The sequence below is a fragment of the Streptomyces sp. NPDC050625 genome, assembly GCF_040654755.1.
GTDB lineage: Bacteria > Actinomycetota > Actinomycetes > Streptomycetales > Streptomycetaceae > Streptomyces.
Map to the genome: position 1 here is coordinate 252613 of NZ_JBFAIQ010000005.1, position 24250 is coordinate 276862.

Here is a 24250-nt window from a genome sequence, read left to right on the forward strand (position 1 = left end):
CCGGGTCTTCGCTCTCGGCCGGGTCTTCGCCTTCGGCCGGGTCTTCGCTCTCGGCCGGGTCTTCGCCTTCGGCCGGGTCTTCGCTCTCGGCCGGGTCTTCGCCTTCGGCCGGGTCTTCGCTCTCGGCCGGGTCCTCGCCTTCGGCCGGGTCCTCGCCTTCGGCCGGGTCCTCGCCTTCGGCCGGGTCCTCGCCTTCGGCCGGGCCCTCGTCCTTGCCCGGGCCCTCGCCCTCGCCCGGGTCCTTTCTTTCGGCCGGGTCCTCGCCCTCGCCCGGGTCCTCGCTCTCGGCCGGGCGCCCGGCGTCAACGGAGTTCGGGCCGACCGGCGGCAGCGGGCCGTCCGGACAGTGGTCGGCAGGCTGCCTGAGTTCTCCGACTCGTGGGACGCGGCACCAAAGGGCAGGCCCGGGTCAGCGACCCGGGCCTGCCCCTGCGAGCGGAGCTCGGCTACTTCGTGGCCGTCACCTGGAGCGGTGCGAGGTTCGGGCTCGGGGTGGAGCCGGTGGTGGGCCCGGACAGGGGCTGGGCGGTGGGGGACACCGGCGCGAGCCCCTTGTAGTACGGCGTGTAGACGTAGTGCGTGCCCACGCCGATGGCCGCGCCGAGCTTGGGGATGAGGGAGGCGTCGACCGACGACGTTCCGCCGAAGACGGCCACGTGGTGCAGGCTCGACGACATCAACATCAGGTAGTGCTTGGTGTCGTACGGCAGCGAGGTGGGGTCGGTCCACAGCAGCGGACCGTACGTGGCCATCGCCGACGACGCGGAGACACCGCCGCGCCAGCTGTTCGAGGCGGCGACCGCGGCGTCCGACGGCAGCGACCACCAGAACTCGGCGAGCCGACTGGCGTTGGACTGCGGAGTGCCGCCCGCGACCCGGTAGTAGCGGTACGAGCTGGGCCAGTGCGGCATCTTGCGGGCCTGGTACGCCCTGGCCAGCGCCGACTCGGAGTCGACCCCCACCGTGATGATCTTCGTCGTGCTCGGGCTGAACCTGTCCAGGTAGCCGTAGACCGACGAGGTCATGGTCGACCCCTCGGTCAGCAGGACGACCGCGGTCCCGGAACCGCCCAGGGAACCGGCGGCGGAGCTGGCCGCGAGGGCGTTGTGGTAGTCGGTGCCGGTCGCCAGGAAGATGTACTTCGGCGCGCTGGTGATCGCCTTGGCCACGGCCACCGAGGTGGAGTAGCGCGAGGTGCCGTACAGCCGCTTGGCGACGTACCCGAGGGAGGTCACCTTGGACGCCACCGAGCTGCTGAGCACCTTTGTGCCGCCGATCAGATAGACCGTCTTACCCTTCGGCAGCGTGCGCTTGAGCTCGGTCTGCACCGCGGAGTCCAGAGCGGTGCCGGAGGTCATCAGCACCGGCCCGCGCTTCTTGCCGCCCAGTGAGGTCGCGGTGGTGGCGTACGCCGAGTCCGACTTGCTGATGAGCACGGCCGAGTTGGCGTTCGTGAGGCCGGGCGTGCTGGTGCCGACCTTGTTCCAGGTCCACTTGGACGCGGCGATGTTGGTGTCGTAGGTGTCGGCACCCCAGACCCGGGAGATCGCGTTGTTCCGGATCGGCTGCCAGGCCACGTCGGTGCCTTCGACCGTGGGCACCCGCGTCTCCGTGCCCGTGCCGAGGTCGTGGATCCACACCTGCGGACCGCTCGGGCCGGTGTCCGCGCTGCCGGTGAAGTAGATGTCGTACGCGATCCGGTCGCCCTGCGGAGACCAGGCGGGCCGGTTGTGGTCGGTGGCGTCGGTGGTGAGCTGGGTCAGCCCGGTGCCGTCGGTCCGGATCGAGAACAGCTGCTTGTGACCGTCGACGGAGCGGGTGAACGCGACCGACTGGCCGTCGGGGGAGATGCTCGGCTCGCGCGCGTTGTCGGCGAGCTTCTTGAACGCCCCGGTGCGGCCGTTGTGGACCCACACGGCCGGGGCGCCCGCGGCCCCGCAGCTGGTCCCCGTGCGGACGAAGGCGAGCATGCCGTTGACGGCGCCGCTCGGCTTCGAGTCGCAGCCGTCGACGTCCGTGCCGAACAGCGCCTTGGGCGCGCGGGTGCCGTCGGCCGCGGTCACCCGGAGCCGGCCGGCGGCCGTGAAGACGATGTCCCCGCCGCCGAACCAGAAGGTCGGGTCGGCCGGATGCCAGCCGCTGCCCGACGGCATGGCCAGGTCGAGGCTCTGCGTCCCGTCGGACAACGCCGTGCCGATGTGGTCGTCGTACGGGTTCACGAAGACGATCTGGCTGCCGTCGGCGGACCAGGCGCCCTGGTTTCCGGTCGGGTAGAACTGGGACCACCACGACCCGTCGGGGTTGATGTAGTTCATCGAGCCGCCGCCGACCGTGTACAGCAGCTTCCCGTCGGTGGCGGGCCAGCTGCCGGAGTCGGCCGCCGCCGGCCCCGGAACCGTGGCGAGGAGCCCCGCGGCGAGCGCGGTGGCGCCGGTGAGCGCCGCGAGTCTGCGGCGCGTACGCGTGTTCAATGTGCCCCCACAAGTGAATGGACGGCTGCCGGACCTCTCCCCCGAGGTGAACGGACGGCATCGACGAGCCGTCCGCGCGGCAGCGGCGAAACATTAGTGCCAGGCCAGGGCGGGTGTGAAGGCGGGGGTGCCCGATTCGCGGGACGGGTGAACTGGCGCGACGCGGCGAGGGGTTGCCGGGTCAGGTGATTGTAAAGAACCTTGACAGTCGATTGGTCTAGTCCAACCATGGTCGCTGTTCTTCCGGTCCTTCCACCATCCACGCCTGCTCTTGGCCCCGTTCGCCCTGGGAGCGTCAATGAGACGATCTGGCCGCATTCGTAACCTGATGTCCGGTGTGACCGTAACTGCCCTGTCGACCGCGCTGGTTGCCCTCGGGGGAGGCGGCGCACAGGCGTCGTCACAGCTGTCCTCGCACCTGCCCTCGCACACCGCCAGGCCCATGCCCGCACATGTCGCCGCGCCCTACTTCGAGGCATGGACAGGTGAGAGCCCCGCCGCGCTCGCCGCCGAGTCCGGCAACAAGTACCTCACGATGGCCTTCCTCCAGACGGACGCGGCCGGTTCGTGCACCACCTACTGGAACGGCAACACGGCCCAGCCGATCGCCGAGGCGAGCTTCGGGAGCGACATCGCCGCCATCCAGGCCCGCGGCGGCAACGTCATCCCGTCCTTCGGCGGATACAGCGCCGACACCACCGGCACCGAACTGGCCGACAGCTGCACCAGCGTCGACGCCATCGCCGCGGTCTATGAAAGCCTCGTCAAGATGTACGGCATCACGCGCATCGACCTCGACATCGAGGCCGACTCCATCGAGAACACCGCCGCGATCGACCGCCGCAACAAGGCCGTCGCCAAGGCCGAGCGCTGGGCCGAACGCACCGGCCACCGGCTCCAGTTCTCCTACACCCTGCCGACCACGACCACCGGACTCGCCCCGAGCGGAGTGGCCCTGCTGCGCAACGCCGTCGACAACGGCGCCCGGGTGGACGTCGTCAACATCATGACCTTCGACTACTGGGACGGCGCCACCCACGACATGGCGGCCGACACCGTGAGCGCCGCCACCGGCCTGTACCGCCAACTGGCCGCCCTCCACCCGAAGAAGAGCCCGGCGCGGCTGTGGGGCACGGTCGGTGTCACCGAGATGCCCGGCATCGACGACTACGGCCCCGAGGAGACCTTCACCACCCAGGACGCGGCCGCGGTCGAGAAGTGGGCCGTTGCCCGGGGCATCGACACCTTCTCCTTCTGGGCGCTCCAGCGTGACAACGGCGGCTGCGTCGGCACCGCGGGCGCCAACTCCTGCTCCGGAATCGCCCAGGACACCTGGTACTTCAGCCACACCTTCGAGCCGTTCACCCGCGGCGGCGCCCGCCACTGACGGCCGAGCCCCCGGCCCCCTGCCGGACCGCCCGGTCTTCGCCGCGGCGGCGGCCGGGCTCGCGGTCACCGTCACCGTGACCATGAACGCCGAGGCGGCATGGACGTCGGCCTGGAACGTGTCGGCCAAGGGGTGGTCGCCCGCCGACTCCCCCCAGGTCTCGGTCGACCGGCAGGGCGACGCCCTGCCGGCCTGGACGGCCGGTGACCTGTCGACGACGTACTCCTACCAACGCGTCCAGACCAGAGTGAAGTTCGCGAACGGAACGACGGGCGCGATCCGCACCCTGTCGCCGGACGGCGCCGCGGTGGCCTGGCCGGAGGCCGACTCCGACGACACCGGCGACTCAGCGGTGGTCTGGCAGCAGGACAGCCAGGTCGTGGGCCGGCGGGTCGCCGCCTCCGGCAGCCTGGTCGGACCGCTCCGGCAGCTCTCCACGTCGGCGCCCGCGACCACCCCGGTCGTCGCCGTGTCGCCGGGCGGCACGGCGATGGCGGCGTGGACGGAGATCCGCGACGGAAGCTGGTACGCGGTCGCCCGCCGGCTGAAGCTCGACGGCACGGTCGGCGCGCCCATCACCCTCGGATCGGGCTCGGCCGAGAAGCCGGCCGTCGGTGTCGACCGCAGCGGCCGGTTCGTCGTCGCCTGGGCGCGCGGCGCGGACGTCGTGGCCAGGCGCATCACCTCGACCACCGTCTCCGCCACGGAGGTGCTCACGTCGCCCATCGCGTCGTAGGGCGGCTTCGGCATGGTGCGGATCGGTGTCGACCGGGACGGCGACGCGGTCATCAGCTACCACTCCGGCGGCGGTGCCGTCGCGCAGGTCTGGGTCTCGCGCTGGAGCCACACCGGCACCCTGGCGGCCCCGCTGCGCATCTCGGCCGCCGCGGACAACGTGGGCTTCCACCACGCCCTCGCGACCGACCTCGACGGCGACTCGATGATCGTGTGGACCCGCTACAAGAGCGGCAAGCTCGAACTGCTCGGCCGTCGGATCTCCGCGGGCGGCACCCGAGGGAGCGTCACCGTCCTCGGCGCGGGCGACCGGCCCGACCTGGCCCTCGACGACGACGGCGACGGCATGCTGGTCTTCCACACGACCGTCGCCACCTCGACGCCCCCGTACAGCGCCACCAGGGTCACCGCCCGGCTCATCAGCCGCGCCGGCACGTTCGGCACGTCGAAGACGGTCGCCTCGGACGGCCGGGTACCCCAGGTCGACACCCGCCCGACCGCCCGCTTCGCGGCGATCTGGCAGCAGGCCTCCAACCCGTACACGATCAAGTCGGTCACCGGTCCCTGACCCACACCCTCCCGACCCCCGGGCGCCGACAGCGAGTTCAGGTCACCACAGCGCACGCTCGCTCGATCGGCACGTCGGACCCGCCCGGCCGGTCCCGGGGTACGCGTCCTCGACGTGGCGCTGAGCATCCTCGGCACGCTGCTGCTCGGATTCGTCCTGGACGTCGGCCCGTTGGGCGACCTCCGCCATGCACGTGACCGAGCGCCCCCGGCGGTGGGCGGCGGTGCGCACCGCTCCCGGTCTGCGCCGCGGGCGCTACTTGTGCTTCCCGCTGCCCTTGCCGCTGCTCGTCTGCCCGTTGCCGGTCGCGCTGTCCGTGCCGCCGGAGTTGCCGCCGGAGTTGTTGCCGGACGTGCCGTTGCCGGAGGCGCCGGTGTTGCCCGTCGTGTCGTTGCCGGAGTTCGCGGAACCCTCGTGCGACTTGCCGGTGCCCGTCGTCCTGCCGGGCGCGGCCGTCGCCCGCGACAGCTGCTCGGCGCAGTACGAGGCGACCTTGGACTCGCCGCCGGCAGCCTCGACGAGCTGCTTCCAGGCCGCCGCGTCGAGGGCCTGGCCACGATCCTCGACCTGCTCGTAGGCCCGGCAATGCGCTTCGGTGTCCTTGGCGGTGGCGGGGTGGCCCGCCTTCCCGGGGCCACCGGAGGACCTGGACGAGGCCGCGCCTCCCGGTCGGTCCGGGGCGACCGCCGAGGGGTGCGCGGTCCCGCGGCCGTCACCGGCACCGTCCGTGGACGAGCCGACGGAGCCGATCGCCGCGACCGCGACACCGCCCAGGGTGAGGCTGGCGAACACCGCGCCGAACGTGATCCTCAGCGGGCGCCGGGCACGCCGTGCCTCGGGCAGCCGCCAGTCGTCCCGGCGCCGGGTACGGGCTCGGTGCGCGCCCGCGGCGTGGGCGGCCCGGAAGGCGGCCAGCGCTCGCTGCTCGGCCTCGGGTTTGAGGTCGTCCGCGCGTATGGCGGCGGCCAGCACCGCTTCCAGCGTGGCGGAGTCGTATGCGTCCCACGGTTCGGAGACGGCGCCGCCGGGGTGCACACGTCGGCGGCCCGGAACTCCGTCGCCGCTCAGCCGTTCACCCATGCGCGTTTCCGTTCCTGTCCGACAGGTCTCGATCGTTCGGCGTACCGGGCCTGGCGCCTGTCCGCCGGCCTGCTGTCGCTGTTGTTGTCATTTCGACTCCCCCAGCGTCCGGGTGGCCTCATCCGTCACACCTCGCCCGCCTCGCTGCCGACACCCAGCTGGTGGGCGAGGCGTTTGAGGCCGCGGTGGGCGGCGGTGCGCACCGCTCCCGGGCGCTTGCCGAGCACGCGTGCGCTGGCGGGACCGTCCAGACCGACGACGACCCGCAGGAGAACGGCCTCGGCCTGGTCCCGCGGCAGCCCCTGGACCAGTTCGAGGGCCCACTCGGTGGAGAGCGATTCCAGGGCCTGCTCGGATGTGCTGTGCGGGCCCGGCAGGTCGAGTACGTCCTGTTCGGTACCGCCCGACCGTGGCCGTACCCGCTGCCGCCGCAGATGGTCCAGCGCCCGGTGCCGGGCGATCGTCGCGGTCCAGCCGCGGAACCCGGCGCCGTCGCCCTTGAAACGGCCGATGTCACGGGATATCTCCAGCCAGGCGTCGGAGGCCACGTCCTCCGCGTCGTCACCGACGAGCCCGCGCAGATAGCCGAGCAGGCCCGGCTGCACGATCCGGTAGACGACCGTGAAAGCGGTCTCGTCACCGTCCTGGGCCCGCGCGACTGCAACGCTCAGTTCCCCGTCGCGCGACTGTACGCGGCGGGGTTGCCGTACCTGGCCCAAGGCTGTCCTCGTTCGCACCGGTCCGTAGCGATTCCGTGCCATCCGCCGCGCTCCGGTCGCACGACGGCTCCATGATGACCAGCGTCTGTCGTCACGGAAGTGTCACAACGCATCAGGCGTCCTTCGCTTTCTCACCGGTACAGCGCCGTCCTGGCCGACTGGCACTGCCTCGGCCATGTGACGCTTCGCGCAGGCCATGCGCTGGGTGAGTGCCGGGTTGGGTACCCGCGCACGCCGGGGGAGACCAGCCGCTGGATGGGCGGCACGAAACACCGCCCCTCGGCTTCTCCCGGCGCCGCTCGTCTCTCCCCCGTGAGCGGCGCCGAGAGGGACGGAGCGGCCGGAACCCCGCCCACTGCATGGGGTCCCGGCCGCTCCGCGCACGATGCACGGCCCGGTCGACCACGGTGGTGCAGTGGTGAAGTCCCCGTCGACTTGCGGCGTTTGTGTCTGAATTGCGCCTATTACACGCCTTCTCATGCCATTTGCCCTCGCTGCAAGGTCGAGGTGTAACACTTCCGGCCGAGCGCGCTCTTTCCATGCGGACGACCATGTCGGTCGGCCAGGACAGGGGGCACGACCCGTGCATTGGACGGACGAAAGCGGCGCAGCGTACGGCGAAGATCCGTACGGCGGCGCCGGATACGCGTATGCCCCCGGTCACCGGGGCAGCGGCGGCACCGTCACCGACACGGCCACGCTGTCCTGGTACCCGGTGCAGCCCGGGCAGGCGTACCCGACGGATCGCTTCCGGACGACGGGACCGGCCCCCCTTGTCACGGCAGTGTGGGACGCCCCCCACGGTGACGTCTTCACCGCGATGCCTCCGGATTTCGGCACGCCCGCCCACCCCGTTCCGGAACCGGCCGCACCGGAGAGCGAGCCGGCGCGGCCGGTCTTCGTCGATTCGTCGGGGCGCCGCCAGCGCCGCGTGCTCCGTGCCGCCCGGCTGCTGGTGATCCCCGCCGGCGGATACGTCGCCCTGCTGATCAGCGCGCTGCTGGGCGGCCCCAGCATCAGCTCTCCGTTCGTCCCGCAGCCGGACTCCGCGCACCGGACCGTCCCCCACGCCACCGCAACCGACTCCGCGTCCGGCACCGGACACTCCGAAGAGCGCGCGACTCCCGCCGCGGCGCAGCAGACTCGCCCTGCGGCACGGCAGACCCCCGGCTCCGCCGATGGGTCGATGGCCTCCACCGTGCCCGCGGCCACGTCCGGGCCCACCGGGATCACCTCCCCGTCCCCCACCTCGACCGCTCCCGCCACCACCCCCGCCTCCAAGGGGCGAGCCCTCGGCACGTCCCACAAGCCCGTGAAGTGATCCAAGGCCCCGACGTGACCGACCGCCGACGCCGCAACGCTCCTGCCCGCAGCCGCAGCCGCACCCGCCAGATCACACCTCGTGCCCACTGGCTGCTGCTGAGTGTGCTCGTGGTGACCCTGTCGACCGCCCTCCTGCTGCAGGGCTACACCCACCACATGTTCGGGATCACGTCGGACGCCGTGACCGGCCAACGGGGCCGGAACGAGGCGGTGCCCAGCAGGGTGACCCACGGCGGTCCCGTGATCGCGAACGCCGCCGGCTCTGCGCACACCGCCCGGCTGAAGGCCGGTACCGTCGCCCTCACCTTCGACGACGGCCCCGACCCCGTCTGGACTCCGCGCATCCTGGACGTGCTGCGGCACAACCATGTGCACGCGACTTTCTTCGTCGTCGGCACGGAGGTCGTGGACCACCCGGAGCTGGTCCGCCGGATCGTCGCCGAGGGCCACCAGATCGGCATCCACACGTTCACCCATCCTGACCTGGCACGGCTCGCCCCGTGGCAGCGCTCGCTGGAACTGCGCGAGACGCAGCTGGCGGTGGCCGGTGCCGCGGGCGTCACCACCGCGCTGCTGAGGCCGCCGTACTCCTCGAAGAACGGCGCGCTGGACGACGCGGACTGGTCCGTCCTCCAGCAGGCCGACGAAGCGGGCTACGTCACGGTGCTCTCCACCCAGGACGCCGAGGACTGGCAGCGTCCCGGAGCGGACCGCATCCTCGCCAACGCGACCCCGCACGGCCACGCCGGACAGGTCGTGCTGATGCACGACGGCGGCGGTGACCGAGCGCAGACCGTCACAGCCCTCAATGCCCTGATCCCACGGCTCAAGGCACGCGGCTTCCGGTTCGCGACGGTCGGCGCCGCGGTCGGCATGGCCGGACCCGTCCAGCCCGCAGGGCTCGGTGAACACCTTCAGGGAATTGCTCTCATCAAGGCGCTGCAGGCCGGCGACTGGGCCGTATGGCTGCTGGGCGTGCTGATGTACGCGGCAGGGGTGCTCAGTGTGCTGCGCGCGGCGGTCGTGCTGGTCGCGGCCCGCCGGCACCGGCGGCTGCGGGCCAAGGGCCGCGGCCGGTCCTGGGGGCCACCGGTGACCGAGCCGGTCAGTGTCATCGTCCCCGCGTACAACGAGAGCGCCGGGATCGAGGCGGCCGTACGCTCCCTGCTCGCCTCGGACCATCCGGTCGAGATCATCGTCGTCGACGACGGATCGACCGACGGCACCGCCGACCTGGTGGAGTCGCTCCGCCTGCCGGTGCGGGTGATCCGGCAGCAGAACGCGGGCAAGCCCGCCGCACTCAACACCGGGCTCGCCGCCGCCTCCTTCGACCTGGTGGTCATGGTCGACGGCGACACCGTCTTCGAATCCGACACCGTCCGCACGATCGTGCAGCCCTTCGCCGACGCCCGCGTGGGAGCCGTCTCGGGAAACGCCAAGGTCGTCAACCGCGGCGGCCTGCTGGGCCGTTGGCAGCACATCGAGTACGTGGTCGGGTTCAACCTCGACCGCCGCCTGTTCGACCTCGCCGAATGCATGCCGACCGTGCCCGGCGCCGTCGGCGCGTTCCGCCGCCGGGCACTCCTCGGCCTCGGCGGCGTCAGCGACGTCACCCTCGCCGAGGACACCGACCTCACCATGGCGCTGTGCCGCGCCGGCTGGCGCGTGGTGTACGAGGAGGACGCGCGGGCCTGGACCGAGGCACCCGCGTCCCTGAACGCCCTGTGGCGGCAGCGGTACCGCTGGTGCTACGGCACCCTGCAGGCGATGTGGAAGCACCGCGGTGCGCTCGTGCAGCGCGGCGCCGCCGGCAAACTGGGCCGCCGGGGCCTGGTCTATCTGCTGCTCTTCCAGGTGCTGCTGCCGCTGCTCGCGCCCGTCGTGGACGTCTTCGCCCTGTACGGCCTGGTCTTCCTCGACCCGGTCCGGATCATCGGGCTGTGGCTCGCCTTCCTGCTGCTGCAACTGCTGATGGGGCTGTACGCGTTCCGCCTGGACGGAGAACGCCCGGGGCCGCTGTGGAGCCTGCCGTTGCAGCAGTTCGTCTACCGCCAGTTGATGTACCTCGTGGTGATCCAGTCCGTCTTCACCGCCCTGTCGGGCTCACGGCTGCGCTGGCAGCGCATGGAGCGGTACGGCAGCTTGCAGGCCCCGGTGGGCACAGAGGCGCACCAGAGCGATCTCACCCCGGAGGAGCCCGGCTTTGCGCAGCCGGGGCCGTACGGCGGTCATGTGCAGCCGGTTCCGTACGGCGGTCATGCGCAGCCGGTGCCGTACGACGGTCATGTGCAGCCGGTTCCGTACGACGGCTATGTGCAGCCGGTTCCGTACGACGGCTATGTGCAGCCGGTTCCGTACGACGGCTATGTGCAGCCGGGGCCGTACGACGGCTATGTGCAGCCGGCGCCGTACACCTCCCAACCGCAGCCCGCACCGCACGACGCCACCCAGTGGTACTGAAGGGACAGTGATCCGAGCCCATGAGCGGACACCGGCGACGACCGCCGCAGCGCTCCCACGCCGGCCACCGTGCCGCGGGTGAGCAGGCGACGTCACGCGGCGCCCGGAGGAGGGCACCGCAGAAGAAACGTTGGCTCGACTACCCGCGCCGCGGCAAGCAGGGCCCGCGCCGCTGGCTGCCGTCGTGGCGCCAGGTGCTGGCGCTCTTCCTGTTCTTCTTCGGCAGCACCGCGGCGCTCGTCGGCTATGCCTACGCCACGGTCACCATCCCCGACCCCAACCCCACGACGCTGCTGCAGAACAACGTCTACTACTGGTCGGACGGCACGGTCCTGGCGACCGACGGCAGCGTCAACCGCCAGAACGTCACCCTCGCGCAGGTGCCCGCCGCGGTGCAGTGGGACTTCATCGCCGCGGAGAACGCCTCCTTCTACACCGACCCGGGCATCGATCCGCAGGGCATCCTGCGCGCCGTCGTCCACATGGCCGGGGGCGGCTCCGTGCAGTCCGGATCGACGATCACCCAGCAGTTCGTGAAGAACACCTACCTGGATCAGTCGCAGACGGTCTCGCGCAAGTTCAAGGAGCTGCTGATCTCCACCAAGATCGGCGCCTCCATGACCAAGGAGCAGATCCTCCAGGGGTATCTGAACAGCTGCTTCTTCGGCCGCCAGGCCAACGGCGTGCAGGCCGCGGCCCGCGCGTACTACAACCTCCCGGTGGAGAAGCTCGACGTGAGCCAGGGAGCCTTCCTCGCTGCGGCGGTCAACGAGCCGAGCCTCTTCCAGCACGTGGACTCCGACCCCGCGGCGAAACGGCAGGCGGTGGCGCGCTGGTCCTGGGTGCTCGACCGGATGGTGGACACCGGCAAGCTGACGCCGGCGCAGCGGGCCAAGTACGCCGCCGCCGGATTCCCGATGCCGAGGAAGTGGACGCCGGGCTCGGGGCTCACCGGCCAGACCGGCTATCTGGTCCAGCTGGCCAGGGCGTATGTCCAGCAGCACGACCCGACCGTCACCGACGGCAGCCTGAGCCGGGGCGGCTACCAGATCCACACCACGTTCGACCGGAAGAAGACGGCGGCGCTGGAACGCTCCGTCGCACGGACCCGCCGGGAACGCCTCGACCCCGCCCACCGATCGGTCGACCGGGACGTCCAGGTGGGAGCCGCGTCGGTGGAACCCAGGACCGGCAAGATCCTCGCCGTCTACGGCGGCCCCGGCTTCGACCACTCCCACTTCTCGGACAACGCCGACACCTCCGGCGTCCCGGTGGGCTCGACGTTCAAGCCCGTAGTCCTCGCCGCCGCACTCCAGCACGGAGCCGTACTGCACCCCGGCAGGTCGCCGGAGCCGATCACCCCGGCCAGCAAGTTCAACGGCGACGACGGCATCAAGATCAAGGACCAGCAGGGCAACTACGTCACCGACGACAAGGACCCCACCGGTCTGCTCCACCAGCGCAACGACACCCGCGACCGCTGGGGCTACATCACCTTGCGCAAGGCGATGGAGCAGTCGGTCAACACGCCGTACGTGCAACTGGGAGAGGACGTCGGCCACGAGAACGTGGCGAGCACGGCCCAGGCCCTGGGCCTGCGCCCGGGCAGCCTCGCCGCCCCCAGCGCCGGCTTCTACATCGGCACCTCGACACCGAGCGCCATTCGCATGGCGGGCGTCTACGCGACCTTCGCTGCCTCCGGTGAGCAGGCCACCCCGTACTCGGTGACCAAGGTGACCCACAACGGCTACGTCCGGCCCGGCTTCACCGCCCCCGTCCCCGCACGGGCCCTGCCCAAGGCGATCGCCGACAACGTGACCGACGTACTCCGGGGCGTCATAGCCCGGGGCACCGGCACCCGGGCCCAGGCTCTCGGCAGGACCGCGGCGGGCAAGACCGGAACCACCGACGACTACCGCTCGGCCTGGTTCATCGGCTACACCCCCCAACTCGCCACCTCCGTCGTCCTCTTCAGAGAGGACCCGAAGCACCCGCAACTGCTGTCCATGGCGGGCGTCGGCGGCCTGGAGAAGGTGTTCGGCGGGGACATCCCCACCTCGATCTGGACCCAGTACATGCGCGACGCCCTCACCGGCCTGCCCGACAGCCCCTTCCCCGCCCCGGCCTCCCTCGGCCGCGGCGCCGACGAGCCCGGCGCCGCCAAGCCGTCCCCGTCCGCACCCCACGACAAGCGGGGCGCCAAGAACGGCGGCAAGCAGGGGACCCCCACGACCGGCTCCACACCGGGCGCCCCTGCGCCAGGCCCCAAGTGCCATGGACACAAGTGCCGTTGACACCGGCAGCCGAGAGAGCGAGAAGGACGTGCCGGAGCTAGGATCCGGGTCATGGCCCTGACCATGAACGACGTGGACCGGTTCGAGGCCTCCAGGCCCCGCCTGGAGGCCATCGCCTACCGTCTCCTCGGCTCCGCGAGCGAGGCCGAGGACGCCGTGCAGGAGACGTTCCTGCGCTGGCAGGGCGCCGACGTCGACCGCATCGAGGTCCCCGAGGCCTGGCTGACGAAGGTGCTCACCAACCTGTGCCTCAACCAGCTCACCTCGGCCCGCGCGCGGCGCGAGACCTATGTGGGCCAATGGCTCCCCGAGCCGCTGCTCGCCGGGGACCCGATGCTCGGCCCGGCCGACACCGCCGAGCAGCGCGAGTCGGTCTCGTACGCGGTCCTCGCCCTGCTGGAGCGCCTCACCCCGGGCGAACGGGCGGTGTACGTGCTGCGGGAGGCCTTCGACTACCCGCACCGGGAGATCGCCGCGATCCTCGATGTCACCGAGGCCGCCAGCCAGCAGATCTTCCACCGCGCCAAGAAGCATGTCGCCGAGGGCAGGGCCCGTACCGAGATCGACGAGGCCGCCGCCCGGCGGATCATCGACGAGTTCCTCGCGGCCGCCACCAGCGGCCGGACCGAGCCGCTCGTACGGCTGCTCACCCAGGACGCCGTCTCCATCGGCGACGGCGGCGGGAAGGTCCCGGCCCGCGCCAAGGCGTTCGAGGGCGCCCTCGCGGTCGCCACGTTCCTGCGGGGCCTGTTCAAGCCCAGCAAGGCCAAGCGCGCCCTGGCCGGCGGATCGCCCGAGGTCTACGCCACGACCGCCAACGGCGACCCCGCCGTCGTGGCGGTCCTCGACGGCCGGGTCATCGGCGTCATGTGCCTGGAGATCACCCCCGAGGGCATCGCCGGGTTCCGCAACCAGGTCAACCCCGACAAGCTCGAACGCGCGACCAGGCGCTGGGCGGCCGCCGACCACGGCGAACCGCTGCTCAACGCCTTCTGACCCCGATGTGAGGTGCTTCACACCACGTACCTGTCAGGAAACGGCGGGCCGCCCGGTTCAAGGGGCGAATCCGCCCACGACAGGAGCAGGGACATGCAGCACCGCATCATCGTCCTCGGAGCCGGATACACCGGAGCCATCGCCGCCGGGCGCCTCGCCAAGCGGCTGCACCGCGAAGACGTCGCCATCACCCTCGTCAACGCCGAGCCCGACTTCGTCGAGCGTGTCCGGATGCACCAGCTCGCCACCGGCCAGGACCTCAGGCCCCGGCCCTTCAGCGAGATGTTCGCGGACACAGGGGTCGTACTGAGGCTGGCGAGGGTCACCGGCGTCGACGCCGACCGCAGGACCGTCGCCGTCAGCGACGCGAGCGGCACCGAGGAACTGGAGTACGACACCCTCGTGTACGCCCTCGGCAGCGGCTGGAACGACCAGGCCGTCCCCGGCACATCCGAGCACGCCCACGAGATCGCCGGCCGTCCCGGAGCGCTCCGGCTGCGCGAGCGCCTGGCCCGGCTGGACGCCGGACAGCCCGTGGTCGTGGTCGGCGGCGGCCTCACCGGCCTGGAAGTCGCGACCGAGATCGCCGAGGCCCGCCCGGACCTCGACGTCGCCCTCACCGCCCGCGGCGGCCTCGGCGACTGGCTCTCGCCCAAGGGCCGCCGGCATCTGCGGAAGGTCTTCGACCGGCTCGGCATCACCGTGCACGAGCACGCCGCCGTCACCGCCGTCGAGGCCGACCGCGTCACCACCGCCGACGGCACGTCCGTCCCGGCCGCGGTCACCGTGTGGACCACCGGCTTCGCCGTCCACCCGATCGCCGGGGCCACCACCCTGGAGGTCACCGGCACCGGCCGGATCGTGGTGGACCGGACGATGCGCTCGGTCTCGCACCCGGACGTGTACGCCATCGGCGACGCGGCCCTGGTGGTGGGCCCCGGCGACAAGCCGCTGCGGATGTCGTGCGCCTCGGGCGTGCCCACCGCGTGGCAGGCCGCCGACGCCATCGCGGCGCGGCTGACCGGCGGAAAGCTCCCGAACGTGCCGCTGCGCTACTTCAACCAGTGCATCTCGCTGGGACGCAGGGAAGGCCTGATCCAGTACGTCACCGCCGACGACCGCGCCGTCCGGGCGGCCCTGACCGGACGGCTCGCCGCCGTCTACAAGGAGCTGGTCTGCAAGGGCGCGGCCTGGGGCGTCGCCAACCCGACGGTCCTGCCGACCCGGCGCCGCCGCGTCGTACGACAGCCGGCCCAGGCGGTCGCGACGGCCGAGACGACGGCCGAGGCGACGGCCGAGGCGACGGCCTGAGACCCGCACGGCGGCCCCCTGCACACCGACGCCGGAACTCCGTCAGGCGTCAGGAGAACAGCAGCCGCCAGGTCAGGGGTCCGGGCAGGCCGTCGGCGTCGCCGCGCAGCTCCGTGCGCGACTTCTGGAAGTCGCGCACGTTCAGCCGGTCCGCCTCGCTCCAGTGTCTGCTCGGGCCGACTCTGTAATGGTCGCCGAAGCCACGCTTCACCAACTGCCGCCCGAGCTGCAGGACGTAGTCGTTCGAGGCCCCGGCCACGAAGTACTTGCGTCCCGGGAACACGGGGACCTTCGACTTGGGGGGCGTGCTCGGCGCCGGGTCGTCGTCGTTCAGGTCCAGGTCGGCCTTCGCGTGCTCGACCAGCAGGGGGAAGTCGATCGCTCCCGGGTCGCCATGGTCGTTCTCGGGCACGTGCATGTGCCCGCAGACGCCCTTGAAGCCCGTCCACTGCGCGCCCGTCAGCCGCTGCCCGCCGCCCTTCCCGAACGACGTGGGGTACGCGGGCCACGCCTTCGGGCCGGACAGCGGCACGCCGTGTTCCTCGTGCATCCAGGCCAGGAAGCGGGCGACCCCCTGCAGGGCCCAGTCGGGCGCGTCCGGCCAGTGGATGTGCGCCCGGCCGGCGCCCTGCCACTTCGAGTGGGTCTTCGGATCACACGTACCGACCAGCTCGACCTGACACACGTTCAGGGTGTTCGTCTCGACGCCGCCCCGCAGATTGACCAGCGCCCGGGAGGAGGTCTCGATGTCGAAGTGCTGGTACCACCTCAGCTTCTTGCCGGCGAGATCGGGGACCGCCGTCAGATTCGGCGCGGTGGAGCCGCCGTCGTAACCGGGCAGCCCGGTGCTCTCCGTCGTGTGCAGGACGACGACGTTGACCTCCATCGGGTCCCCGCCGAAGTCGTCCTGGTACCAGTTCGCCCGGCTGGCGCCGGGGTAACGCTGGGGTCCCGTCCTGGTGCTCATCACAGACTCCTGAGGTGAGTGTGTCGAGACGGGGCGGTTCGTCATCGATGAGCACGCCGCATCGCAAAGCGTGTCCATGACGTGAGTTCAATGGCGGCCACCCCCGTTGCTCCGCTGCGGTCCGAGTGCTGTCCGCGTCGGCCCACAGCGATAATCCCGCGAAATGCGCCTTTCGCGCAGCTATTTGCGGCAAGCCGGAGTTGCCCGTGGTCAGCGGCTACGACGCCGACAGCCGCGCCTTCGGCACGCGCAGCGTGGCTACGACGCCGGCATGGTCGGAGGGCCACAGCCCCGACGGCGTACGGTCGCTCTGCTCGTTCCCGGCCAGGTGGATGTTCCTCACCTCGAAGTCCCCGCGGAACAGGACCAGATCGATGCGCAGACTCAGGGCGGAGACCGGATTCCTCAGGTCGGGCGCCTGACAGCAGGTGAAGCCGGGATCGCCGGGGTGCGCCGCGCGCCAGGCATCGGTGAACCCCGAGTCGATCAGGAATTGATACGTCGGATAGGTCGGGTTCTGCGGATCGTCGGCGGCCGTGTTGAAGTCACCGGCGAACACCACCGGAAGATCGGTGTCCGCCGCACTCGCGACGAGGTCCTGAGCCTGCGCTCGCTGGACGGCGAACGGCGGCAGCGGCTCCAAGTGCGTGGTGACGAACCGGAACGTGCGGCCGTCGACCGTGGCGTCGACCGACGCCCAGCCGTTCCGGCTGGTGATCGAGCCGACCGGCGACTGGAGCACATGTTGCACGGCATACGTCTGCACTTGCAGGTTCGACACCTTGACGTGCCGGGACGGACCGACCCGGGCGAGGATCACGTTGCGCACGGAGAGGCGTACGTCGAAGCCGAGCGCGCTCGGGGCCTCGACGTCGTCCTCGGGCACGATCGCCACCGCCTCGTAATGCCGGCCGAGCCGGTCGAGCGCGGCGAGGAGCGCCTTGAGCTGGTCCGAGCGCACGTCGGTCGCGGGCGGAGCCCCGGTGCGCACGATGTCGGCCTCTTGCAGGGCGACGAGATCGGGCTCGCTCCGGGCGACTTCGCGGGCCACGGCGGCGGCGCGCTCACTCGGCCGTGACGCCAGGATGTTCTGGTAGGTCAGCGTCACCGCGGCGAAGAACTGCTGCGGCGTCCGCGCGTCGGCAAGGGCGGAGAAATCACTGCCCACGTACATGTTCTGAGTCATGAACCGGACATTCACACCGCCGCCCCCACCTCCACCCCCACCCCCACTTCCGCTCCCGCCCGCGAGGGCCACGGCATCGCTGGGCAACATGGCAACACCGAGAAGCACACTCACCAGAAGTGCGTTGACGGCACGAGATAGCCCGCGAGAAAGCCAATGCATCGGATCGAACCCTTGCTAGCGGTTGGCGCAGGTGTTGCCCGCCGCCGGGTTGAGCAGCCCGACGACGTTCACGGTGTTGCCGCAGGCGTTCACCGGGAGGTCCAGCGGAGCCTGTACGACGTTGCCGGACAGCAGACCGGGCGAACCCGTGGCGGTGCCCACGGCTCCACTCCTGCTGTTGACGGTCAGGGTCGCGGCGGCCGGAAGATCCAGACCGACCGTGGTGATCGCGTCGGGACGGTTGACGTAGGTTCCCGCCTCGCCGACGGTGACATTCACGGTGACCGTGCAGGACTTCTGGCCGACGGCCAGGTCACCACCGGCCAGAGCGACGGAGGAGCCCCCCGCGGTCGCGGAGACCGCACCGTTCCCACACGTCGTCGACGCGTTCGCGTTCGCGGCCACCGTCACTCCGGCGGGCAGGCTGTCGGTGAAGCCGAAGTCGTTCTTCGCCGCCAGTTCACTGGTGTTGGTCACCGTCATGGTGAGCGTCGAGGTGCCGCCCTGGTCGATCGTGGCGGGACCGAACGCCTTGTCGAGCTGCGGGGTGGCATCCAGGATCCGAATGTTGTCGAACGCGTGGTCATTACCGAACGCGTGGCCCTGCCCATTGAGCATCTTGATGCCCAACTCGGTACCGCCGAACAGCACGGCTCGGTCACCGGCGAACGACCCGGCCATGAGCCCGCTCATTCCCCCGGAATAGGGCTTGGCTTTGGGGTCGGTACAGGGATCGATGGGAGTGGTGAAGGTCGGAATATCAGGACCGCTGCCGGTGAGGTAGAACTTCAGCAGTGGATCCTCGTAACGGCAATTGTCCGCCGCGACGTCCACCGCGAAGGTGATGTACCGATTCGGCTTCGCGCTCGGGATCGGGATCGGCTGCTCGGTCCGGAACTCCACCCGGTCGACACCGGGATCCACAGTGTCGCTGTACGCCGACACCGCGTGGTTGGTCGGCGGATTCGTCCCGCCGACCTGCCCCAGTGCATCGGCCATGTCCTTCAGATACGACACCCACCGGCAACCGGGCTGATCAGCACCGGCACGGCTGAGGACGATGCCATTGCACTGCCCGTGGTCGAGCCAGGGCGGGTCGGCCGTGTAGGTCTCGTTCAGCGGCGGAGCCCCGACGTACTTTTCCAGCAGGACCGGGCTGTCCCCCGCCTCTTCAAAGTCCTCGACGAACACAGTGACCGGGGCCTGCGGAACCCCAGGAGTACCCGGAGCTCGGCCCTGGGCCCGTGCTTGAGCCGATTGCGGAACACCGGCAAGAGCAAGTACCACCAAGGAAACAGAAGCGGCGCGCGCACACCAGGAAGACTTCACTGCGGAAATCACTGCCACCTCTTTTTCCCATGAGCAGGTCGCGCACATTCAAGCACGCACCCCCAAAAGTAAAATGGCCGGTGAACTCGGCGATCACATCTTTCACCGCGTTGGTCGAACCGAACCGACGCCCGCGGCGACGGCGATCGTCGCCAGCCTGGTCGCCACCTGGAGCGCCCGTTCGCAGGCCCGGACCGAGGCCAGAACTCGTAGGGCGGAGGCGACGAATCAGCGCCGACGGGAGTCCTACCGCGCGATGACCAGGTGCGTCAGTGGGTTCTCCAAGGTTCTTTGGCGTATGGCTCAGGTCGATCAGGAGCCGGACGACGCTGTCCGTCGTGGCCTGGTGGACAGCATCCGAAGTGATGCGCGCACGGCCTTGGACGAGGTGGAGGAGGCCACTCGCGGCGTTGAGATCGATGGCCCTGAGGAGGTCTCCAAGGCGGCGTCGGAGCTGTGCTTCACCGCAGTTCTGGCACATCACGCGCTGTCCGCGCTGACCGATGGCCGAGATCCGCTCAGGGTCGAATACGACCAGGCATACCGTGAGTACCGGCGATGTGAGGATCGATTCCTCAGGTTGGCACGCGCGACTCTGGGGGAGAGGTGATCGTCGCCGTTGGCGTTCTCACGATGCTGGTGGGTCATTGACGGGTGGTGAGGTTGCTGGACTGCGCTGCCGTACCGAGACGGCACTGTGTGCAGCTGATCGCCGAGCGAACGCATGGCGAGGTTCCCCTGGCGCCACCACCCCAGCGTGGCGGCGATCTGCCAACGCTCGGCCACTCGCTGCGTGACCTCGCCGCGAAGCGCCCTCTGCTCCTCCAGGAGCAGTTGGATGACCTGGTCCTCGGCGCCAGGCGTGCACCCTCCGGCGCCATCTGTCTTCGCTCCGGCGCCGATCAGCAGCGTGCGGTCCGGCTCCCCTGAGCACCGGATGGCTCACGACCGTGTGGCAGTCCCGCACCCCGCATCGCCGGCCTCCCGTATGCGTGTTTCCATCGACGTGCTCCGGTCGTACGGGTCGACCTCCGGGCCGTCTCCCGGGCGCGAGGCCGCGCGCTCGGCGCTGAACTTGGGGGTGAGGTACCCGGTGAAGGTGTCGCAGCCGCCGTTGGTGGTGTGCACCTTGTAGGAGACGAGGGAGAACGTGTCCGGCTCGACGACGACCTTCGCCGGGTCGTCCCAACTCAGCACGACCTCACGGCGCACGATGGTGCGTGTGACTTCGTCGCTTCCCGCCGCGGAGCGCACGACGGGATACACGTACGTGACATCGGTGGTCACCTCGACCGCACCGCGCTTGCCTTCTCGGTACGTGATTCGCCCCCGTGTCTTGACCACGTCCCCGACAAGCCGGACCTTCGTCTTCTCGAACCGGCTGAACAGCAGCAGAGGATCGTTCTCCCGGCTGGGCGTGCGGAATGCCGTCGCCAGGTAGTCCTGGACATCCTGCTGATGAGGATTGATCAAGGCGATCGCCTTCCTCGGCCGCTCCCCGCGCAGCACACCAGGATCCAGACTGGACGCGGCGAGGAAGTCCTGGGTCCTCCCGAGCGCCTGCGCGACCTGACCCTTGCTCATCCACCCGGTCGCCCGCGCCTCAGGCAGACCGATCCCGGCCGTACCGTCCCCCCACCGCGCCGCGGGCGACCCCCTGAACGGCTGCTCCAGGCTTGGAAGTCGGGCCGCCGCTTCCGTCGGCGGCGGTTCATCCGGACGCTTCGACTCCGCGGCGAGCGGCGCACTCTCACCGCCCCCGCCCACGCCGCCGAACCATCCAGCCACCCGCCCCGGATCCAGCGCCACGACCAGCACGGCGGCCGCAACCAGCAGACCGACCGCGTACCAGCCCTTGCCCCGTTGCCTTCGGGCCGGCCGCGGACTCCGCCACGGCTCCGGTCGGCCGGTCTCCTCCCGCAGCCGCCGCGCCACCATCCGGGCCCGCGCCGACGGCTCCTCGGGCGCGCCCTGGGTCCCCGCCTCGGCTTCACGCAGGAAGCGCTCCCACTCTTCGTCCGGTATGGACTCCTCACCCTTGCCCACGATGGACCTCACCCTTCCCACGCATGCGGTCCCTCCCCAGGGCCGGTGATCTTCCTGCATCATCACACGGCTCGACGCCCTTCCTCGGCGAGACCGGCGACCGGCCGACCCCACCGCTGGGCGCAGCGGATCGCTGTGCGATGATCCCCGCCTTGTTGATCCGATTGTCGATCCGATTGTCGATCCGAGCAGAATCGGGCTCTCATGCCTTCGCACAGATGCCGTTTCCTTGCTGTTCCGGCAGCCCTTACGGCGCTCACCTTCGTCCAGGCCGTCACCCCGGTCACCGCGGCCGCCGCGCCTGCGACCGACGTGACCGCCACGCTGGCCGCCCGCCCGACGTCCGCGCCGGCCGCCGATGAGATATCCGGTTCCGGTCATGCGGTCGTCTGGCGTCAGAAGACCTCCGCGGACACCCTGGCGCACGGCTGGCTCGCTGTCTCGGGAGGAACACCCCAGGATCTCGGCCGGCTTGCCGACACCGGCGAAGCGGTGAACGTCGACGCGGTGTCCGTGCAGGACGGAGTCGTGGCCGTCGCCACCTCCGCCAATCCGAACGGCGATCTCGCCGACCATGTCACCCTGCGCCACCTCGACTCCGGCGAACAGGACACTCTTCCTGTCGCATACGACAGTTCCGGAGCCGCGGGGGACGAGCGCTACCGTGCCCAGGCCGGCAACGGCATCCTCGTCCAGCAGAGCTACTACGACGACAGTTCCGCGTATCGGGTGCGCCTGCTGCTGCGCACACCCGGCCACGAGGACCGGACGCTGTTGTCCGACGACGAGCAGTACCGGGTCCTCGCCTCGGACGCCCACGGCGCCCTGGTGCTCCGGCGGACCGCGCCCGGCTGGGACCACAAGATCGTGTACGTCGACTTCGCCACCGGCGCGACGGTCACCGTGGCGGAGCCCGCGACCGACGAGTTGCCTCAGGGCCTGGAGTTCACCCCCGGCCATGTCGGGGTCATCGACGGCACGACCCTGACCGAGTGGCAGCGGTCGGCGCCCGGGGACGGCTCGTCGACCGTCACCCTGCCCAACGGCGGGGCGCACTGGATCAGCGATGACACGCTCGCCTTCTACAAGACGAACTGGGCGGACGGAACGTACGAGCTGTTCGCGATGCCCAGGGACGGATCCGCACCGGCGCAGGACCTGGGTGGGACCTCCACCGACCTCTCGGTCGGCGACGACGGCAGGATGCGGGTGACGCTCTACCGCCCTGATGGGGACGCCGCGATCCAGACGCTCGCCGACGGCCGGGTCGCGACCTTCGCCGGTGACGCCACCACGATCCCCGCCGGTCCCGCCAGGCTGGACGCCCTGGCGCTGTCCGGCGGTGCGCTCTACACGGCCGACGACTCCTCCCGCCAGCAGGGCGTCCTGCTCCGCTCGGCCCTGTCGGCCGGCCCGGCCGGGGCCTCGGCGGGCACACCGTCCCGGGTACTGGCCTACTCCGCCGGTCTGGTGCACCGGACCCTGGCCGCCGCCGGGGGACGGGTCCTGGTCGAGCAGGGCAACGGCTACGAGCCGGGCCACTTCCAGGTGTACGAGGACGGCAAGCTGGTCGGCACACCGCTGAACTACTACGACGTCTCGACCGTGAACGTCGTGGACTTCGACGGTGAGCACGTCCTGGTGTCGGACAAGGTGACCGCGTCCGACGGCACGCTTCACCTCTACACCTTCGCGGGCGGCCACAGTGAGAGGGTGCCTGGCGGCTCCGCGCTGGACGACGGCGCCGTGTACTCCTCCGTACGGAACGGTACGACGTCCACCTGGTCGATCCGCCGGACCGACCTGACCACCGGCACCGTCACCACCGTCGCCACCGTGAACTGCCTGCCCGGCGCCCTCCAGGTGCGAGGCTCCCGGATCCTGTTGACCACCTGCGGGGCCGGGTCCACCAACGGCCTGCTGCTCAAGGCGGGGAGCTCGACCGGCACCACCGTGGACGCCTCCGTACGCACGCCGATCCTCGGCACGGACGTGCTCTACACCTTCACCAAGTCCTCGGGGGCCGTCACCCTGAACGCCCAGACGCTGAGCGGCACGGCAACCGCGCCACAGCCTCTGTTCGCCCTCCCCGAGAAGGCCGACTCCGCCGCCGCCGAGAGGTGGGCGGTCGACCGCGACGCGCCCTGGGCGGCCTGGATGGACGACGCCGGTGTCACCCACGTGACCTGGGCGGGCGTTCCCACCGCCGCCAAGGCCGCCGCCCCGGCCGGCTTCAGCCCCAACGGCGACGGATCCGCCGACACCTGGACCCCCACCTGGAGCTACAACCGGCCGGTGAGCTGGACGCTCACCCTCAAGTCCGGTACCACGCAGGTCCGTTCCCTCTCCGGTACGGCCTCCGACGGCACCGTCGAACCGGTGTGGAACGGAACGACACAAGCGGGCACGGCAGCCGCCGAGGGCGCGTACACCTGGACACTGACCGCGCGCGACACGGTGACCGGCCGGACGGCGGCCGACGTCGGCGGCAAGGTGACCCTGCGCCGGACGGTCCCCGCCGCCTCCGTCACCGCGCCGACCGTCGCGAGCAGCGCCGCCACGAGCGCCGCCGTGCCGGTCGTCTGGTCGGCCAGGACAGCGGGTGTGAAGTCGTACGACGTCGGCTGGCGCGTCGCCACCCGTGACAGCGCGGGCGTCTGGAAGCTGGGACCGCTGCAGACCTGGCGCACCGGCACCACGGCGACCTCCGCGGTCTTCGGCAAGGCGGGCAGCCCCGTGAAGCCGGTTCCCGGACTCACCTATCGCTTCTACGTCCGCGCTCACGACGACGCCGGCCAGACCGGCTCCTGGAGCGGGGCGGCGACCAGCGGCATCCCGCTCGACGACCGTGCGGCGACACTGCACTACACCGGCACCTGGAAGTCGGTGGCGGCATCCTCCGCCTGGTCCGGCACCGAGCGCACCTCCGCCGCCAAGGGCGCGTACGTGTCCTTCTCGGCGGACGGCACCCAACTGCGCATCGTGGCGACGCGGAAGTCGAACGGCGGGCGCTTCGCGGTCCTGGTGGACGGAAAGACGGTCGGTACGGTGAACACCTACGCCGCGAGGACGGCCTACCGGCAAGTGGTGTTCACCCACACGCTCGGCACCAGGATCACGACCCACAAGGTGCAGTTGCGGGTCCTCGCCGGCAGCACATCCGGACGATCAACCGTCTTCCTCGACGCTGTCATGATCACCCGCTGATCCGGCCGC

15 protein-coding genes and 3 pseudogenes are annotated in these 24250 nt (G+C 70.8%); 10 read left to right on the top strand and 8 right to left on the bottom strand.

Annotation, left to right across the window (positions count from 1 at the left end; all coding sequences use genetic code 11):
- Window positions 1-446 precede the first annotated feature (446 nt).
- Window positions 447-2471 (bottom strand): cell wall-binding repeat-containing protein, encoded by a 2025-nt coding sequence (locus AB0I54_RS14375; RefSeq protein WP_363296286.1) that lies wholly within the window; start codon window positions 2469-2471, stop codon window positions 447-449.
- Between the two features lie 328 nt (window positions 2472-2799).
- Between AB0I54_RS14375 and AB0I54_RS14380 the strand changes: the two genes are divergently transcribed.
- From AB0I54_RS14380 to AB0I54_RS14390, 3 genes are all read left to right on the top strand, one after another.
- Complete coding sequence (locus AB0I54_RS14380) at window positions 2800-3858, top strand: chitinase (protein WP_363296287.1); 1059 nt, start codon at window positions 2800-2802, stop codon at window positions 3856-3858.
- Between the two features lie 82 nt (window positions 3859-3940).
- Window positions 3941-4594 (top strand): hypothetical protein, encoded by a 654-nt coding sequence (locus tag AB0I54_RS14385; RefSeq protein WP_363296288.1) that lies wholly within the window; start codon window positions 3941-3943, stop codon window positions 4592-4594.
- A 12-nt stretch (window positions 4595-4606) separates the two neighbouring features.
- Window positions 4607-5161 carry a hypothetical protein gene (locus tag AB0I54_RS14390; RefSeq protein ID WP_363296289.1) on the top strand — a complete coding sequence of 185 codons (555 nt, stop codon included), beginning with the start codon at window positions 4607-4609 and terminating at the stop codon, window positions 5159-5161.
- Window positions 5162-5416: 255 nt separating this feature from the next.
- On the opposite strand, the gene AB0I54_RS14395 is transcribed toward AB0I54_RS14390, so the two are convergent.
- On the bottom strand, window positions 5417-6241 hold the full coding sequence (locus AB0I54_RS14395) for a hypothetical protein (protein ID WP_363296290.1): 825 nt from the start codon (window positions 6239-6241) through the stop codon (window positions 5417-5419).
- A gap of 87 nt (window positions 6242-6328) precedes the next feature.
- Window positions 6329-6960 (bottom strand): annotated as a pseudogene (locus AB0I54_RS14400) (RNA polymerase sigma factor).
- 583 nt (window positions 6961-7543) lie between these two features.
- On the opposite strand from AB0I54_RS14400, the gene AB0I54_RS14405 reads away from it, so the two are divergent.
- From AB0I54_RS14405 to AB0I54_RS14425, 5 genes are all read left to right on the top strand, one after another.
- Complete coding sequence (locus AB0I54_RS14405; RefSeq protein WP_363296291.1) at window positions 7544-8281, top strand: hypothetical protein; 738 nt, start codon at window positions 7544-7546, stop codon at window positions 8279-8281.
- Between the two features lie 14 nt (window positions 8282-8295).
- Window positions 8296-10743 carry a glycosyltransferase gene (locus AB0I54_RS14410; protein ID WP_363296293.1) on the top strand — a complete coding sequence of 816 codons (2448 nt, stop codon included), beginning with the start codon at window positions 8296-8298 and terminating at the stop codon, window positions 10741-10743.
- Window positions 10744-10763: 20 nt separating this feature from the next.
- Window positions 10764-13037, top strand: coding sequence for a transglycosylase domain-containing protein (locus AB0I54_RS14415; RefSeq protein ID WP_363296294.1), 2274 nt, complete (start codon window positions 10764-10766; stop codon window positions 13035-13037).
- A 51-nt stretch (window positions 13038-13088) separates the two neighbouring features.
- Window positions 13089-14033, top strand: a complete 945-nt coding sequence (gene sigJ, locus AB0I54_RS14420) for an RNA polymerase sigma factor SigJ (RefSeq protein WP_363296295.1) — start codon at window positions 13089-13091, stop codon at window positions 14031-14033.
- A gap of 93 nt (window positions 14034-14126) precedes the next feature.
- Entirely contained in the window at window positions 14127-15344 is a 1218-nt protein-coding gene (locus AB0I54_RS14425; RefSeq protein WP_363296296.1) for an FAD-dependent oxidoreductase, read from the top strand.
- A gap of 49 nt (window positions 15345-15393) precedes the next feature.
- On the opposite strand, the gene AB0I54_RS14430 is transcribed toward AB0I54_RS14425, so the two are convergent.
- From AB0I54_RS14430 to AB0I54_RS14445, 4 genes and pseudogenes are all read right to left on the bottom strand, one after another.
- The gene (locus AB0I54_RS14430; protein WP_363296297.1) at window positions 15394-16311 is read right to left on the bottom strand and encodes a peptidoglycan-binding protein; all 918 of its coding nucleotides are present in this window, start codon (window positions 16309-16311) and stop codon (window positions 15394-15396) included.
- A 217-nt stretch (window positions 16312-16528) separates the two neighbouring features.
- Window positions 16529-17497, bottom strand: coding sequence for an endonuclease/exonuclease/phosphatase family protein (locus AB0I54_RS14435; protein ID WP_363296298.1), 969 nt, complete (start codon window positions 17495-17497; stop codon window positions 16529-16531).
- A gap of 183 nt (window positions 17498-17680) precedes the next feature.
- Window positions 17681-17872, bottom strand: a pseudogene (locus tag AB0I54_RS14440) (chaplin); the annotation flags it as partial.
- A 36-nt stretch (window positions 17873-17908) separates the two neighbouring features.
- Window positions 17909-19036 (bottom strand): annotated as a pseudogene (locus tag AB0I54_RS14445) (DUF11 domain-containing protein); the annotation flags it as partial.
- A gap of 25 nt (window positions 19037-19061) precedes the next feature.
- Here AB0I54_RS14445 and AB0I54_RS14450 point away from each other — a divergent pair.
- Window positions 19062-19598: a hypothetical protein gene (locus AB0I54_RS14450; RefSeq protein WP_363296299.1), complete on the top strand. Its 537-nt coding sequence runs from the start codon at window positions 19062-19064 to the stop codon at window positions 19596-19598.
- Window positions 19599-19930: 332 nt separating this feature from the next.
- Here the strand turns inward: AB0I54_RS14450 and AB0I54_RS14455 are convergent, their stop codons facing one another.
- Window positions 19931-21034 carry a hypothetical protein gene (locus AB0I54_RS14455; RefSeq protein ID WP_363296522.1) on the bottom strand — a complete coding sequence of 368 codons (1104 nt, stop codon included), beginning with the start codon at window positions 21032-21034 and terminating at the stop codon, window positions 19931-19933.
- Window positions 21035-21238: 204 nt separating this feature from the next.
- Between AB0I54_RS14455 and AB0I54_RS14460 the strand changes: the two genes are divergently transcribed.
- Window positions 21239-24241, top strand: coding sequence for a hypothetical protein (locus tag AB0I54_RS14460; RefSeq protein ID WP_363296300.1), 3003 nt, complete (start codon window positions 21239-21241; stop codon window positions 24239-24241).
- Window positions 24242-24250: the final 9 nt, after the last annotated feature.